This window comes from Mesorhizobium sp. M7A.F.Ca.US.011.01.1.1 (assembly GCF_003998295.1).
Taxonomy (GTDB): domain Bacteria; phylum Pseudomonadota; class Alphaproteobacteria; order Rhizobiales; family Rhizobiaceae; genus Mesorhizobium.
This window is the reverse complement of record NZ_RZRT01000091.1, coordinates 1-14,937: the sequence shown is the minus strand read 5'-3', so window position 1 is coordinate 14,937 and position 14,937 is coordinate 1. Positions and strand designations below refer to the sequence as shown.

Here is a 14,937-nt window from a genome sequence, read left to right as displayed (position 1 = left end):
GGGGAGCGGCGGGGGCCCGCGACGAGAGCCCGGCCGGCCGTAGGCCGGCGCGCCGGCCCCTGCCGCTGCCGGAGGCGCTACGCGCGTGGAGCTAGTGGCCTTTGTCGGCCAGCCAGAGGCTCACGTCCTGGATCGAGCGCATGAGCACCGACGGATTGTCCCGCGCGGGAATGAAGCCCGAGTTCTACCAGTAGCGCTCGGCCTCGGCGTCGATAGCCCCGCACCACCACCGCGCGGCCGCCGACGATGTCGGTGCCGGCGACGCAGCGATGCAGCGCGTCCTTGACCAGACCGCTGCCGACGGCTTGCCCGGCATGGCGGTGGTCGACGGCGAGTTGTCCGATTAACAGGGTCGGATCGGGCCGCCGGCCGGTGCGGAGGCGCGCGGTGCGCTGTTTGGCTGGATCACGCCTGGCGCGAGGCCGTAATAGCCGACGACTGTGCCCTCGTCGTGAACGATCAGGACGCGGGTAAACCGCGGGCCTGGTTCGTTCGCGCGAAGCCAGCCAGCCAGGCGTTGAGTACCGGCTTTCCGCAATCGAAGCTGTCGAGGCGGTGCGTGTCATCGAGGAGTTCGATGCCTGAAAGCGCCACCTAACGGTCCCAAGGCGGGGACCGGCGCAGCCGCTCGGCCGCCTTCGGCGGAGGCGCAGCGGCGGGGGCTGAGATCGCCTGCATGAAAGCGTCATAGGCTTCCGGGGACACGATGGCGGTTGTGTCGACGATGGCCGCCTGCGCCTCGTGCAGTGCTGCGCGCCGCATGAACTCGGTGCGCGATAGGCCGAGCAGTTCCGCGCCGCGGTCGATGATCGTGAGATCGTCGTCGCGAAACCGCATCGAGACGGATATCTTCCTATTTGCGGCGGCGGCCATGGTACGTTTCCTGTGTCGAATGGACATACGTCCGTGCAATGCAGCATGACACCGGATTTGCGTGACGCAACATTCCTGTTCCTGCGACCGGCGTACAGGCATGCGGAAACGGCGGACTGATCCGATCCGAGGTATGCTCCCTGCCGCGAAAGAGAACGTCAATCCAGACGGCTGACGCGGCGGCCCTCGCTGCGCGCTTCGATAAGGGCGCCTGCGATCTTCATCATGAATGCCTTGCTGAAACGACCGAGGGGCTTACCGTCGGCTTCGATGTACCAGGAGCGTTCGGCAATATCGTAGTTGTATTCGTCAACCACTATCCAGCAGCGTTTGAGATCGGTCAGACCGGCGCGGCGGCACTCGATAGCGGAGACTTCCAAACCGACCCGATCGCTGGTCGGTGGCTGGGTGGTTATAGCCAGGAGCGCGAGATGGGTCAGGCCAACTCTTGCGCCGCGGACAGCGATGACCACGCAGGTCGGCCGGCTCTTGCGGCCTTCCGTTTCGCCGCGCTCGTATTGCCATGCCCAAAGATAAGGATAGGAGATCACCTGACCGGGCAGAAATCTACCGCTCATCATCGTATCCTTCCCCGCGCGCCAATCGGTCGATCTCGGCGGCGAAGAGTTCCGTGTGTTCCTCCGGCATCTCGGCGACATGGTATGCGCGGCGGGGATCGCCGCCGATGCGCAGCCGTTCGTAGTGCTCGTAACTCATCAGCACGAACCGGGGTTTCCGGTGCTTGGTAAGAATAACGGGTTCGCGGCTGGCAACGTCGGTGACGTCGCCAACCTGCTTGTTGAGATCCCCCGTCGTGAACTGGCGCATGGCTAGACTCCTTGATTGATCTCCATATTATCTAGATTCGCCAGATTTGCAAGAAAACGGCGCTCACGCGCCGCCCTCCGCGAACCGCCAGACGGGGATGCCGAGCCGACGGGCCTTGTCGGCAAGGTTGTCGGTAATGCCGGAGCCGGGAAAGACGATCAGGCCGTAGGGCACCACGGAGAGAAGCTGGTCGTTGCGGCGGAACGGGGCTGCCTTGGCGTGCCGGGTCCAGTCCGGCTTGAAGGCGATCTGGGTGACCTTGCGGTTCTCGGCCCAGCAGGCGGCGATGCGTTCGGCGCCGCGCGGGCTGCCGCCGTGGAGCAGGACCATGTCGGGATGCTTCTCGCGAGCCTTGTCGAGCGCGTCCCAGATCCTGTCGTGATCGTTGCAGTCGAGGCCGCCGGCGAAGGCGATCTTGGTCCCTGCTGGAACGAGCACCTCGGTTTCGGCGTGTCGGCGGGCGGCGAGGAAGTCGCGGCTGTCGATCACCGCCGCGGTCATCGCCTGGTGGCCGACCTTGGAGCCAGTGCGCGGTCGCCATGCCGATCCGGTTTGTGCCTCGTAGAGATCGGCGGCCTCATCGCGCATGATTTCGAGCACGTTGCGGCGCTCGATATAGCTGATGCCTTCCGCGGTCAGCCGCTCCAGCTCGACGGACTTCACCTCGGAACCGTCCTGTTCCTGCTGGCTCGAACGCTGCGCCTCCTCGTTGCGGTCGAGGCTGCGGGCGACGCGCTCGGCGGCCCGGTGGAAGACGTTTACGAAGGACCAGAGCAGGTCGTCGAGATCGGGTTCGAGTCTGGTGTCGCCAAGCATGCCGGCGAAGGTCTCGACGATCCCGGCGAGGCCGGACCGGATCACTTCGTCGTCGGGAAGCGGCCGAGGATCGGGCTCGTCCTGATGCGGACGGTGGCCGTACATCTGCAACTCAAGGATGACGCGGTCGGTCGGCGAGGAGGCGTGGTAGGGTTCGTAGGCGTCGTCGAAAGGAAGCTCGTAGGTCATGGCGTGTTCTCCGTCGGTTGTGGCCGCGCCTATCGCGGCCTGACAGCGCATCCCGGCCGCGCCGCGGGCGCGGCCGCACCGAAGGCCGAAGCGCGAGCGGAGGACGGCGCAGCCGTTGCGGCCGTGACCGGGGGGTGGCAGGGGTCGCCTCTCGGGCAGGCCGCGGGCGCGGCCTCTCCGGTAGACCGCCGCCATGTCTGCAGGCTGTCCGGCGACGCCGCGCCGGCCCGACCCATTCATCCGGGCGGCAGGAAGAGACGGTCATCCTCCGGGACGAGTTGATCGCGGAGCCATGCCGCGAGGTGGGCTTGGCCGAGATGACGCAGATCGTCGTTGAAGTCGCCGAGCTGCGGCCGCAGCACCAGGGCGAGAATCCCTGCCTCGCCTGCGCGCTGGCTGAGACGCTCTATGCCGTGCCGGCCGGCGGCGTCGGCATCGGCTGCGATGTAGAGGCGACGGCAGCCAGGCGGGAAGATCAGGCCGGCGAGGTGATTGGCTGAGGTGGCGGCAGCCAACGGCAGCGCCGGCATTACCGTCCGGAGCGACGCCATCGTCTCGAAGCCCTCGCCGGCGGCCATGACGGGCGCACCGGACTGTTGGCCTAGCCAGATGCCGTTGCCCAGCAGGTGACCAAGCGAGCGGCGTGGATCGGCGACCGGCGCCTTGCCGACCTTGCCACTCGGGTCCAGCCCAGAGGACAGGTAAGTGCGCTGCAGGCCGGTGATACGCCCGTCGAGGCTGGTGACAGCGGCGATCAGCGCAGGCAGGGTCCGCGTCTCGCCCGTGACGAGATCCCTGTAGTAGCAGCCAGGATGGAAGCGCAGCGCGCGCTCATGCGTCGAAAGCAAAATGCCGCGACCGGCAAGATAGCGTTCGGCCAGCGTACCGGCGATCGGATGGGACATGGCGAACAGGCGACGCGCAGCGTCAGGCGAGCCGCGTGTCGCAGCAGGCTGGCGATGCGAGCCAAGGGGCTGGGGCGGTGGCAGCGGCATGGAGAGGAAGCGACGTGCTTCATCCGCGACCTCGCGGAAGTCGACCAGGCCACAGCTCTGCTCGATGACGTCGAGCAGGTCGCCATATTCCCCCGACGACTCGTCGACCCATCTTCCCGCTGCCTTGCCGCCAACCGCCTTGAGCCGCACATGCATGGAACGGCCGCGCGTGTTGCGGACATCACCGACCATCCAGTAATTGCCGAAGCGATGGCCGTTGGAGAGATATTCGCGGCACGCCGCCTCGGCATGTTCGCCGAGGCGGCGTGCCAGCTCGGATGCCGAGCCGGACATGACCGCTTCCCCCTCAAACCGCTGCTGTTCGGTCGGTGACGCCAACCAGCGTATGGCTGTCGATAAGCGTGGCGAGAATGGCGGACCCTTGCGCGGTCGTCGGGATGAACAGCCGCAGCTTCCAGGAGATGATCTCGGAGATCAGCCCCAGCGCCTTCAGCCGAGGGACCATCGCGTCGGTGAAGCCAATCAATTCGACACGGTAGTCGTTCATGACCCGACTGCGGCGTAGAATCAGGCCATCGGCGAGTTGCAGCCCGATCCGTCCGTCGACAAGCCCGGTCCAGGCATCTTCCGGCGCGAGCTTGGGTACATCGTCGAGCCCCAGATTGCGAAACATGGTCGCGACCAGCGTCGGCGCGATGTGGCGGCCGATGATGCGTTCGCCGGCGTCGGTCTGGATCCGGTAGACCTGACAATCATGGTCCGGCAGCCGACGCCAGATCGGCAGCAGCAGACCCGTCACGATGTGAAAGGTGCTGGTGGTAAACTCCGGGACGGCGGCGACTTCTGCCTGCCACAGGTCGCAGAACAATTTTCGGTCGGTCGGCTGCCAGTGGGTTTCGGCAAGCGCGTCGAGACCGAAGCGCACCTCGTCCGTTGGCCGCAGCAAGCGCACTCGGTGTTCGACGGTTCCGTCGTCGAGCATCAGGCTCGCCGTGGGAACCCGGATCGCCGTGCGGTTCGATCGCGTGTTCACCAACAGAACCGCTTGCGGTTCCGCCCGGACGATGGCCAGCGCGTCGACGAGGCTGAGCGGCCGTGTACGGTCCTTGCGCGCGACGGTCAGCACATGCGACTGCGCGCCCGAGACCGGGTGCGCGTAGACGGTGCGGCGATCGGTGACGACGATGCTCTCCGCCGTGATCGTCTCCAGACCTTTGTCATAGGAGCCGGCAGCGATCGCGCCCTCGACCTTCGCCGCCATCAACTGCTCGAACACCTCGAACAGCAGGTTCTGGGTTTCGATGCGCAGCGCCAGCAGGCGATTGAGCCAGGTCGTGATCGGCGGCAGTTCGTCGCGCAGCCCGCCCTCGTCAGTCGTCAGCGACAGGCCGGTCACGGTCTCGAAGGTCGTGAGCGAGCAGCCCTCGATCCTGCCCTGATGCAGCAGCATGTAGAATTGGCGAAGTGCGGCCCGCGCGTAGGGGCTTTCGAGATTGTCCTCGGCACGGAACAGCCCTGCCCCGCCGGTCTGGCGCTGGCCGCGCGTGATCGCGCCCAGCGTGTCGAGCCGCCTGGCGATCGTCGACAGGAAGCGTTTGCCGGCCTTCACATTGGCGGCCATGGGCCGGAACAGCGGCGGTTGCTTCTGATTTGTGCGGTGGGTCCGCCCGAGACCCTGGATGGCGTTGTCGGCGCGCCAGCCGGCTTCGAGCAGATAGTGCTTGCGCAGCCTCTGGTTCCTGACCCCGAGATCGGCGTGGTAGGAGCGGCCAGTGCCGCCGGCGTCGGAGAAGATCAGAATGCTCTTGTCATCATCCATGAAACTCTGGGTCTCTGCGAGATTAGCCGAGCCAGGGCGGTTTTCCACGGCGAGCCGCTCGATGCCGTCGCGGCCGGTCTTTTTGAGGATACGCCGCGCGCGGGCAGTCACCTCGGCGACGATGTCGATGCCGAAGTGATGGATGATCTGGTCCAGCGCGCTGCCGACAGGCGGCAGCGATGCGAGTTTTTCGATCATCTCGTCGCGCCGGCGAACGGCCTCCCGGCATTGGACGGGATTGCCGCCGGCGTCGTGGACCGGCCGCGAATAGACGTTGCCTTCGGCGTCGGAATATTCCTCGAACAACTGGGTGGGGAAGGAGTGCATCAAGTAGCCGCCGACGTACTCGCGCGGCGTGACGTCGACATGCAGGTCAGACCATTCCTCGGTCGGAATCTCGGCAAGCCGTCGTTCCATCAGCGCCTCGCCGGTCGAGACGATCTGCACGACCGCCGAATGACCTTCGACCCGGTCCTTTTCGATCGCGCCGATCAGGGTGGGCGTCATCATCGAGGTGATGAGATGGCTGAAGAAGCGTTGCTTGGTGCTCTCGAAGGCTGAGCGCGCCGCTGTCCTGGCGTTGCGGTTCAGCGTGCCGGACTCACTGGTGATGTTGGTCGCCTCGAGCGCGGCGGTCAGGTTGTTGTGAATGACCTGGAATGCATCTGCATAGGCGTTGTAGATGCGGATCTGTTCCTCGGTCAGCGCGTGCTCGAGCAAGTCGTATTCGACCCCGTCATAAGAGAGCGAACGCGCCGCATAGAGGCCGAGCGATTTGAGATCGCGGGCGAGCACTTCCATCGCCGCGACACCGCCATCCTCGATCGCGGCGACAAATTCGGCGCGGTTGGCGAAGGGAAAATCCTCGCTGCCCCAGATGCCGAGACGCTGCGCATAGGCGAGATTCTCGACCGCGGTGGCACCGGTCGCGGAGACGTAGACGACGCGCGCGTCGGGAAGGGCGTGCTGCAGCCGCAGTCCCGCCCTTCCTTGCTGCGACGGGGCGACGTCGCCACGCTCGCTTTTGCCGCCAGCTGCGTTGGCCATGGCGTGGGCCTCGTCGAAGACGATGACGCCATCGAAAGATTTTTTCGCCCCCGACGGGTTTCCTCCAATCCTCGTCGGGTTTTCTTTGATCGCCGTCGGGCCTTCGGCCCTCCCTGACTCTTGGTCTACCCAGTCGAGGATCTGGGCTATCCGGGATTTCTTGCCCTCCCGTTCCTGCGAGCGGAGCGTCGCGTAGGTCGTGAAAAGGATGCCCTCTGCAAGGCGGATCGGCGTGCCCTGCCGATACCGTGAGAGCGGCTGGACGAGAAGTTTTTCCTGGCCAAGTGCCGCCCAATCGCGCTGGGCGTCTTCAAGCAATTTGTCGGACTTGGAAATCCAGATTGCACGGCGGCGCCCCCGCAGCCAGTTGTCGAGGATGATGCCGGCGACTTGCCGTCCCTTGCCACAGCCGGTTCCGTCACCCAAAAACCATCCACGGCGGAAGCGGACCGCGTTCTCAGCACCTTCTGGCGCGGCGGAGACGAAATCGCAGGTCTCGTCAACCGTCCAGGCGCCGGTGAGATGGCCGTAATGGGCTTCGCCGGCATAGATGACGCTTTCGATTTGGGCGTCTGATAGCAGGCCCTCGTCGATGATCGCATCAGGAAGAAGCGGCCGATAGGAAGGTTTTGGCGGCGCGACGGCGGCCATTGCGGCCGACTGCACGAGCGGCGTCGGATGCGGCTTTGCGCGGGGAATGTCGATCGACTGGAGCGCGTAGGGTTCGTAGATCGAATCGGTGAGCCGGCCGCCCTCTTCCGGCATCCAGTCGCGTAGCTCATAGGCGAGGGGGACTGCCGGCGTACTGTTTGCCTTGACCTGGCTAGCTGGTTTCGCCCGCGCAATCGGGCGGACCGCCGTTGAGACAGCGAGGGGTGAAGCTCTCGCGGCCGATCGGCCGCTCATGTGCATGGCGGCATTGCGCGGGATGACATTGGACAGCGCGCCGATCGAATCGGGAAAACCGCCCGGTAGCCGGGTCGGCAGATCCCTGATCCAGGCGAGCAACGTTTCGACATCAGTGGCCTTGCCCGGCGACCGGACGAACCCGGTCGGGTCGGTAGCAGGAACTTTGTCGATGATGGTCAAGCGGGTCTCAGTGGTGGTGCCATGGCGGGCGTAGACACGACCGTCGAGCGCCGCGGTGAAGATGACGGTGCCCTGCTGCTGCAGGCGTTCGAAGGCCGGCCGCCATTTGGGGTTTTCCGGAGACAGCCCGGTGCCGGTGATGGCGACGAGGCGCCCGCCTGGACGCAGGCGTGCGAATGCGGAAGAGAGGTGCCGCCATGCCGCATTAGTGACATGGCCCTCGACATTGGCGCCGACGCTGAAGGGTGGATTCATCAGCACGACGGACGGCTCGATGGCCGCGTCGAGATGATCGTCGATATGGGCGGCGTCGTGCCGGGAGACGGGGACCCTGGGGAACAGCAGGCCGAGGAGATCGGCCCGCGTCGCGGCAAGCTCATTGAGGGCGATCGAGGCGCGCGCCATTTCGGCATGAACGGCGAGCAGGCCCGTGCCGGCCGAGGGTTCGAGAACGAGGTCGCAAGATGCGATCGTCGCGGCGTGCGCCGTGACGAAGGCCAGCGGCAAGGGTGTGGAGAGCTGCTGCAGGGCCTGGCTCTCGTCGGACCGTCGCGTATGGGTGGGAAGTAGTTCGGCAATGCGCTTAATCATCGCCAGCGTTGCCTGCGGCGTGGTCGACCGCGACAGGATGGCAGGGCCGAACCGGCGCAAAAACAGCACCTGGGCAACTTCGAGCGCTTCATAGGCGTCCTTCCAGACCCACAACCCTTGCGCATCGCTGCCGCCAAAACTGGTCGTCATGGCGGCGCGCAGTGCGGCGGTGGTGACAGGCTCGCCCTGTTCTAGGAAAGGCAAAAGCAGCGTTCCCGCCTGATGGATTGCCTGGGCGTTGTTGATGGAGGCAGGCGTCGGCGTGTCCAGGGGAGCAGCAGTCCGGGCAACGGCCGGTGTGGGCGAAACAATGTTCATGGAAATGTCCTTCGCGAGTGGGGAGTGGCGCCCGCGCGGACACTCTCTGCGCGCCAGCCGGGCCGCACGCCTCCCGGCTCCCCTCTGCCTCTGGCGCCGATGCACCAAAGGGGTTGCGCTCTCTCCAAACCCATGACTTGAATGCGCGCACAGGGATGCGGCGGCGACCTGGAGCTGTGGAGGTGATGCGACGGTTTAGAATTGGCAGTGCGGTCTACGATGAGGCAGCGCCTGACCTGCAGGCGGCGCTTGCAAGCGCCTATGCCCGCACCGAGCGTCCGCTATGCCTGTGTCGCGAGCCAGGCTGCCCGATGTACATCGCCCGCATCGGCGACCTTCATCTGATCAAGCGCATGCCGCTCAGCGGCGGCGGGCATGATCCGTCCTGCGATTCCTATGAATCACCTTATGAACTGTCCGGGCTGGGCGCCTTGATGGGCAGCGCGATAGAGCTCGATCCGCAAAACGGCTTGGCCGCCCTCAAGTTGGACTTCAGCCTGTCGAAGACAGGGAGCCGCGCGGCATCGGTGCCTGCGGGGCAAAGTTCCGCCAGCGTAACCGCCGATCCCAGGAGAATGTCGCTGCGTGGCCTGCTTCATTATCTCTGGCACGAGGCCGAACTGACGGTCTGGACATCGAGGTGGGCCGGCAAACGGCATTGGTGGAATGTCCGCTGGCATCTCCTTGAGGCTGCCGGGCAAATGACAGTGAGGGGCGGACCACTCGCCGATATCCTGTTCGTGCCCGAGCCGTTTCGGGCCGAGAACAGGCAAGCCATCGAGCAGCGTCGCAACGCGGTTCTCGGCACGGCGCTCCCGCCGAAATCAGGTCCACGAAAGTTGCTCGTCCTGGTCGGCGAAGTGAAGGAGATCGTGCCCGCCCGCTCCGGTCAGAAACTCGTCATCAGGCACCTGCCCGGTTTTCCCTTCATCATCGACGATGCATTGCATCGCCGCTTGCAGGCGCGTTTTGAAAAAGAATTGTCGTTGTGGGCAGCGGATTCCAGCTCGCATCTCATGACGATCGCGACGTTCGGACTGAACCTGGCCGGCCTCGCCATTGTCGAGGAGGTCGCGTTGATGGTGGTGTCCGAGAACTGGATTCCCTACGAGACTGTCCCGGAGAAAAGGCTCGTCGATGGGCTCGCCCGCCTTCGCGAGAAGAGCGTGAAGGGATTGCGCTTTGACCTGCAACCCGACCAGCCGATCGCCAATGCGTTGCTTCAGACCAGGGACGAGCCGATCGCGCTCTTTGTCGTTCCGGCCGGAGCGGACCAGAACTTCGAAGTGTCGCTAGACGAAATGATCGCCGCGCGACCGGAGATCGGCTCCTGGGTGTGGCGGGTCGGCGAAGGCGATATGCCGCCGCTACCGCCTTGAGTGTCGGCGGAATTTCCGTGGCTGCTTCAGTATGTCTTAGGCCAGGCCCAGCTTCCTCTTGAGCTCGGCATTTTCCTTGCGCAGACGCTCGGCAAGCAGGCTCTTGAGGCGCTTGTTTTCTTCTTCGAGCGCGACAAGATCACGGAGATCGCCGCTGTCTGAAGAAGGTGCGGCAGCCCTCTTCCAATAATAGTAGGTCTGCTCGGATATGCCGGCCTGGCCAACCGCAATCTTGCTGGTCGCGCCGCCAGCGATCGATTTCTCGATCTGGGCAAGCTTCTGGGCGCGTTCCTTCTCAGAATAGGTCTTTCGGGCGGTCTTCGCTGCCACGGGAGCTTCCGCGGCCTGGGGCGCAGGTTTCGCTCCGTTCTTGCGGACCGGCTTTACGAGCTCTGCCTTCGCTTTCTTTGCTCCCGGAACTTTCTTCTTCGATTCAGGCACTCTGGCTGGCGCTACTGTCGTCTGAACAGTCTGATCATCCTGAAAATCGGCCATCATATACTCCGCTTGTGGTCTTTCCCCTTCTTCAGCATCAAGGGGTCTTATAGTGAAGTCAATGACCTGGGAATTTGGGAGCGGAGCAGCATGAGCCGGCTGCGTCATCTCCGTGACAATTTTGGACAGGTCGAGACCACCCCAGATCGAATTGCTTGGCTTTTGCTTGCCGCGCTTCTGTTTCACTTCTACGATAAATGGCCGGATCTGGCGCTTCATAGTCTGTTCCTTCATGTGAGCATGACTTGCAAGCCAAGTCGCTGTTCGTGTTAGCGAGTATCCGACGTATCTTATCGCTCTCGCCGTGCTTTATCGGAGAAGCCCCGCAACGAGCAAGCGGTGTGTCATGGGCCTAGGGCAATCGGCTCAATCAACGCGGGCAAACACGCCAACAGAGAGAGCTGCATCGTACACGAGATGCTTAGGCGTCTAGCCGGCGGTGTGGGATGCTGTGCACAATCCGGCTGGAGCGATTGCAATCCCAATTTTCTTGGCAACTAATCTTCTCATGGGGGCGGATGAGCTGGACGCGCTTGTTTTCGGGATGGCGGTCGACAGCGTTCGGGCGCTTTCTGTTCCTTTCGCGGAAAAAGTCGAAGAAATCGCCCACAGAAGCCACGGCGTGCTGCTTTTCAATTTGCGCATCGATGGCGACATGGAATTTCAGCGCGTCGCCGCCATCCGGTATCCAAGCAATCAGACAGGCGTTCTCGTGCTGGATAAGCAAGGCTTGTTGACCAGCCATTGCATGGTCAATGGCACTTTCTCCTGCTTTATCGCTCCGTTGGAGGACTGGAACACGCTGCCGCTCGCAACGCAGGCCAGGACGACGATCGCCGGCTCGGCCAGCCTGTTCATCGGCGCTTTACGCAATGCCGGGTACCTCCCGCGTCGCAGGCACTGATGCCACGTTTTGCTGAGGGCCGGATGCTTGTATCCTCGGGGCAGTTGGCCATACGGTCTCGCATGCCTCAACAGCTTGAGGATGGGCCGTACGCGGGTGCATCCATTGAGCGAAAGTCGCTCCCCGTGATGGAGACGCTTCACCGCCAAAGCGCGGTTCTTATAGATGGCCATCGTCGTCTTCCTTCATCAGCTCCGACGCAATCGGACTTTGGACAGGAACTCGTCGATCTCGAGATCCGACAGATCATCGAGCAGCTTGAAGACAGCACCATGCCTTCCGGCGTTAACGAGAATCGTGCGTTTGCCGCGATGTTCGGCCCACCGGTCTCGGGATCTGCATTGCGGGCGATCCCCCTAAGCTCGACAGGGGTCATGTTCCAGATCGCCTCAAGCTTTTCCGCGCGGGTCATGCTATCGCTCGCGCCGGTCTCGTGGGCGATGATGGCGGCGCGCATCTTGTCTGGCGACTGCCGATCCGTGAGATCGCAGAAGCCATGAAACCAGCGCTCGCGCCCGCGGATCCGGATCGCGAAGAATACGCTGTCACGTTGCCGGCCTTGAACTCCGACATGCCGAACATGCCGGTGCGCATGAACAGCGGCGGCATCAAATCGAGTATGAAGTGGTATTCTGACGCGGGGATCTCGAACCACTCGCCTGAATAGGGAGTGCCGGAAAGCGGATCGATGCCGGGAGTGTCCTTGTGTCGGCTGAACAGTTGGAACATCTGCTCGCGGGTGACGACGACGTCGAGCACCTTACTGAACGGCGGATGTGCGGTCATGGGGGTTCTCCTAAACGCAGGTCGGCCAAGCGCGGCATGAACCGCGTCGTGGCAATTGGTTGGTGGTGTTGTGGCTGTCGACTGGCCGAGCCTGCGGCCGGCGCGTACACCCGCGATGATGGGGTTTGCAGGGTTCAGGCGGCGCGGCGCTCGGAGGAACGCGAAGCGTCTCGACCAACCCCGGTGATGGCACGGACGGCGGCGGCGAGCGCCGGGATCTCGTCGAGCATGCCGAGCGCAACGAAGTGGTTGGCCCCGCCGGTATAGTCGTTGCGGCCCTTGCAGGTGCGGATCAGGATGCCGTGACCTGAGGATAAGCCGAACTGGCCGACCTGGATGTAGGCGCGGTCATGGTGCAGGGTAATTTCACCGGAAACGGCTATGCACGCCTTGTTTGAGCGCAGGTCAAAACTTCCCTGCGGCAGGGCAAGTTCGGCGGCGAGTTTCTTCAGCCGTGAACGGGCTGTGGTGTGGAAACGTCTCTTCTGCTGCTCGTCGTAGGAGCAGCTTCTGTTCCAGTCGAACATGTCGATCTCCATGAAACGCAAGCGCCCGGGGTCGCGATGGCGATCCCGGGCTCGAGAGTGAGTTGGTACTGAAATCGGCCCGGCGGGAATGCCGGGCCCGGTGCGAGCGTGAGGCCGATTATTCGGCGGCCTGGAGGTGGTCCGCCTTGTCGCCGTCGATGGTCACCGGCTCATCGGAGGACGGATCCGCATCGTCGGCGAGGAAGGCGGGAAGCTCGGCGGCATCGCCGTCGAGAGCCGCCTCGACCGACATGTCGCCGGCGACCGCGTCGCCAGCATCGGCAGACACTTCATCGACCTCAACGCGCAGCGGCTCTGGCAGCCAGTTCGAGCCTTCGAGAAGACGGGCAGCTTCACGGGCCATGATGTCCTTCTTCATGTGGTCGATCAGCTGCGCGGAGTCTGCGCCACGCGCTTCACGGACAGCCTGTAGAATCCGCGCCTTGGTGAGCCGCCCGAGGAACTCGACCGTAGGCGTCCAGCCGGCGTCGACCATGTCGAACTGGAGCGAGCGGCCAAGCACGTCTGCATGCTCGAGCGCCTTCGCTCGCCTGTTCCAGGGTTCGACCACCGCATTGAGGGTCAGCGAGACGCAGTGCGCGAACAGCGCCTTGCGGCTTGCTTCATCGAGGCCGAGCAGGAAGTCCCACAGGCCTTCCGCCTCATCTGGCAAATCGCGGTCCCAGGCTTCGTGCCGCTCGGAGATCTCCTTGGCCCAGGATGTCTCGGCAAGACCGTCGACCTGACTGAAGCTGCCGCTCTTCAGGCTGATCTCCAGGCACGTGTTCGGCGCGAAGCGATAGAAAACCTGCAGGACGAAGGCATGGAGTGCGGCGACGAAGGCGCTGTCGACGTCACCGGCGACCGCGTTGCGTAGTGCCAGCGTCCGCTGCGCGGTCAGGTCGAAGACGAGCCGATCAGGCAGTGGCTTGATGCCATCGTCCTCGCCGTCGTCGCCCGAGGCGTCGTGCACCGGTATGCCGTTGACAACAACACCATCGCCATCGTCGCCGCCATTAGATCGGGTTTCGCCGTCGGCGCCCTGTTCCTCGCCCTCATCGACGTCGCCGGTTTCGGTCCGCGGCTCGTCCTCGTACCGCACGAAACCGGCATCGACCTGGAGCGCGCCGTTCGCGGCAAGCGTGACGAACACACCGGCGATGGCCTTCTGGGCGGGATCGTAGCTTTGAGGACGATCATCGATCGCATCGAGCTCGGAACCCAACTGGTCAAGCTTCGCCTCGATTGCTTCATCGGCATCCTCGGCCTTGGCATAGTCCGCATCCAGCTGGTCGTATTCGGCCTTCAGCGCGTCGTAGCGTTCAATCTCCCCGGCGCTGAGCTCCTGCGCCTCGGCGTAGATGCGCCGCATGCCGGAGGTGTGGCCATAGGGAAAGCTGATCGCCGCATCTACCCATTTCCAGCCTTCGGCGCGGATCGCCTCGGCATCCACCTTCAACCTGTCGAAGACAAGCTGCTCGAGAAGTGCGGCATCTTGGAACCAGCCGCCGGAATCCTGCTCGAACAGATCGCGAAGGATGACCCCGCCGGCAGCCTCATAAGCTTCGGCGCCGACATAGACGGCCCGGCGATCATCGGCCCGCACCGTCGTCTCCGTCAGCAGACGCCTGATGTAATACGGTTCCTGCGTGTGCGAGCTGGAGATCCGCTCCCAGACCTGTTCCTGGCGCGCATGATCGTCGGAGATCGAAAGCGCCATGATTTGCTCGAGCCGGATTTCGTCCTTCTCGTAGAGATCGAGAAGCTTTGGCGATACCGATGCCAGCCGCAGGCGCTGTCTCACGGTGGCCGGCGATACGAAGAAGCGGGCACCGATCTCGTCGGGATCGAGGCCCTGATCGCTGAGCGTCTTGAAGGCACGAAACTGGTCGAGCGGATGAAGATCTGCACGGCGCAGGTTCTCGGCAAGCGAGTCCTCTTCGGCTGAGGTCTCCTGCCTGCGGTTGACGATGCAGGGGATTGGCTCGTTCTTCGCCAGGCGCTTTTGCTTGATGAGGATGCCGAGCGCCAGGTACCGCCGGCCGCCGGCCGGCACCTCAAACGTGCCGGTCTCCTCGCCCTCGCCGTCGAGCACGGGACGGACGTTCAGGCTCTGGATCAGCTTTCGCCGTCCGATGTCTTCCGCCAACTGCTCGATCGACACGCCGTCCTTGATGCGCCGAACATTTTTCTGCGACAACATTAGCTTGTCATAGGGAATATTCTCCGCGGCGTTCATCGCGATCTTCTGAATGGCGTTCTTTGCCATGGTCAGGTTCTCCATAACGGGCGGCCCGGGGCCTCTCCCCGAACCTCCAAG

Annotated in this window: 11 protein-coding genes and 1 pseudogene; 2 read left to right on the top strand and 10 right to left on the bottom strand. The window is 63.9% G+C overall.

Going from position 1 to position 14,937, the window contains the following annotated elements:
- Window positions 1-594: 594 nt before the first annotated feature.
- The 6 genes from EOA13_RS34920 to EOA13_RS34895 form a co-directional block, all read right to left on the bottom strand.
- Window positions 595-873, bottom strand: coding sequence for a DUF1778 domain-containing protein (locus EOA13_RS34920; protein ID WP_127297753.1), 279 nt, complete (start codon window positions 871-873; stop codon window positions 595-597).
- A 158-nt stretch (window positions 874-1,031) separates the two neighbouring features.
- A complete protein-coding gene (locus tag EOA13_RS34915) occupies window positions 1,032-1,451 on the bottom strand; it encodes a hypothetical protein (protein ID WP_127297756.1) in 420 nt (139 codons plus the stop codon).
- Window positions 1,441-1,701 carry a type II toxin-antitoxin system prevent-host-death family antitoxin gene (locus EOA13_RS34910; RefSeq protein ID WP_127297752.1) on the bottom strand — a complete coding sequence of 87 codons (261 nt, stop codon included), beginning with the start codon at window positions 1,699-1,701 and terminating at the stop codon, window positions 1,441-1,443. The genes EOA13_RS34915 and EOA13_RS34910 overlap by 11 nt, the downstream gene beginning before the upstream one ends.
- A gap of 63 nt (window positions 1,702-1,764) precedes the next feature.
- Window positions 1,765-2,706 carry a DUF2493 domain-containing protein gene (locus EOA13_RS34905; RefSeq protein WP_127297751.1) on the bottom strand — a complete coding sequence of 314 codons (942 nt, stop codon included), beginning with the start codon at window positions 2,704-2,706 and terminating at the stop codon, window positions 1,765-1,767.
- Between the two features lie 236 nt (window positions 2,707-2,942).
- Window positions 2,943-3,995, bottom strand: a complete 1,053-nt coding sequence (locus tag EOA13_RS34900) for a toprim domain-containing protein (protein WP_127297750.1) — start codon at window positions 3,993-3,995, stop codon at window positions 2,943-2,945.
- A 13-nt stretch (window positions 3,996-4,008) separates the two neighbouring features.
- Window positions 4,009-8,526 carry a strawberry notch family protein gene (locus tag EOA13_RS34895; protein WP_127297749.1) on the bottom strand — a complete coding sequence of 1,506 codons (4,518 nt, stop codon included), beginning with the start codon at window positions 8,524-8,526 and terminating at the stop codon, window positions 4,009-4,011.
- A 185-nt stretch (window positions 8,527-8,711) separates the two neighbouring features.
- Here EOA13_RS34895 and EOA13_RS34890 point away from each other — a divergent pair, with 185 nt between their 5' ends.
- Window positions 8,712-9,905, top strand: a complete 1,194-nt coding sequence (locus tag EOA13_RS34890; RefSeq protein WP_127297748.1) for a DUF1173 domain-containing protein — start codon at window positions 8,712-8,714, stop codon at window positions 9,903-9,905.
- A gap of 36 nt (window positions 9,906-9,941) precedes the next feature.
- Here EOA13_RS34890 and EOA13_RS34885 read toward each other — a convergent pair whose 3' ends face one another.
- Window positions 9,942-10,619, bottom strand: coding sequence for a transposase (locus EOA13_RS34885; protein WP_245490574.1), 678 nt, complete (start codon window positions 10,617-10,619; stop codon window positions 9,942-9,944).
- Between the two features lie 220 nt (window positions 10,620-10,839).
- Between EOA13_RS34885 and EOA13_RS34880 the strand changes: the two genes are divergently transcribed.
- Window positions 10,840-11,304, top strand: a complete 465-nt coding sequence (locus EOA13_RS34880) for a hypothetical protein (protein ID WP_348629779.1) — start codon at window positions 10,840-10,842, stop codon at window positions 11,302-11,304.
- A gap of 139 nt (window positions 11,305-11,443) precedes the next feature.
- Here the strand turns inward: EOA13_RS34880 and EOA13_RS34875 are convergent.
- The 3 genes and pseudogenes from EOA13_RS34875 to EOA13_RS34865 all read right to left on the bottom strand — a co-directional run bounded on the left by EOA13_RS34875 (window position 11,444) and on the right by EOA13_RS34865 (window position 14,886).
- Window positions 11,444-12,033 (bottom strand): annotated as a pseudogene (locus EOA13_RS34875) (DUF1419 domain-containing protein).
- Between the two features lie 191 nt (window positions 12,034-12,224).
- Window positions 12,225-12,617, bottom strand: coding sequence for a hypothetical protein (locus EOA13_RS34870; protein ID WP_164780530.1), 393 nt, complete (start codon window positions 12,615-12,617; stop codon window positions 12,225-12,227).
- A gap of 118 nt (window positions 12,618-12,735) precedes the next feature.
- Complete coding sequence (locus EOA13_RS34865; protein ID WP_127297746.1) at window positions 12,736-14,886, bottom strand: ParB/RepB/Spo0J family partition protein; 2,151 nt, start codon at window positions 14,884-14,886, stop codon at window positions 12,736-12,738.
- Window positions 14,887-14,937 lie beyond the last annotated feature (51 nt).

Bases quoted from the DNA above. Each gene is read 5' to 3' on its own strand.
- EOA13_RS34920 (WP_127297753.1), bottom strand. From the start codon at position 873: ATGGCCGCCGCCGCAAATAGGAAGATATCCGTCTCGATGCGGTTTCGC.
- EOA13_RS34905 (WP_127297751.1), bottom strand. From the start codon at position 2,706: ATGACCTACGAGCTTCCTTTCGACGACGCCTACGAACCCTACCACGCC.
- EOA13_RS34885 (WP_245490574.1), bottom strand. From the start codon at position 10,619: ATGAAGCGCCAGATCCGGCCATTTATCGTAGAAGTGAAACAGAAGCGC.
- EOA13_RS34910 (WP_127297752.1), bottom strand. From the start codon at position 1,701: ATGCGCCAGTTCACGACGGGGGATCTCAACAAGCAGGTTGGCGACGTC.
- EOA13_RS34895 (WP_127297749.1), bottom strand. From the start codon at position 8,526: ATGAACATTGTTTCGCCCACACCGGCCGTTGCCCGGACTGCTGCTCCC.
- EOA13_RS34890 (WP_127297748.1), top strand. From the start codon at position 8,712: ATGCGACGGTTTAGAATTGGCAGTGCGGTCTACGATGAGGCAGCGCCT.
- EOA13_RS34915 (WP_127297756.1), bottom strand. From the start codon at position 1,451: ATGAGCGGTAGATTTCTGCCCGGTCAGGTGATCTCCTATCCTTATCTT.
- EOA13_RS34870 (WP_164780530.1), bottom strand. From the start codon at position 12,617: ATGTTCGACTGGAACAGAAGCTGCTCCTACGACGAGCAGCAGAAGAGA.
- EOA13_RS34900 (WP_127297750.1), bottom strand. From the start codon at position 3,995: ATGTCCGGCTCGGCATCCGAGCTGGCACGCCGCCTCGGCGAACATGCC.
- EOA13_RS34865 (WP_127297746.1), bottom strand. From the start codon at position 14,886: ATGGCAAAGAACGCCATTCAGAAGATCGCGATGAACGCCGCGGAGAAT.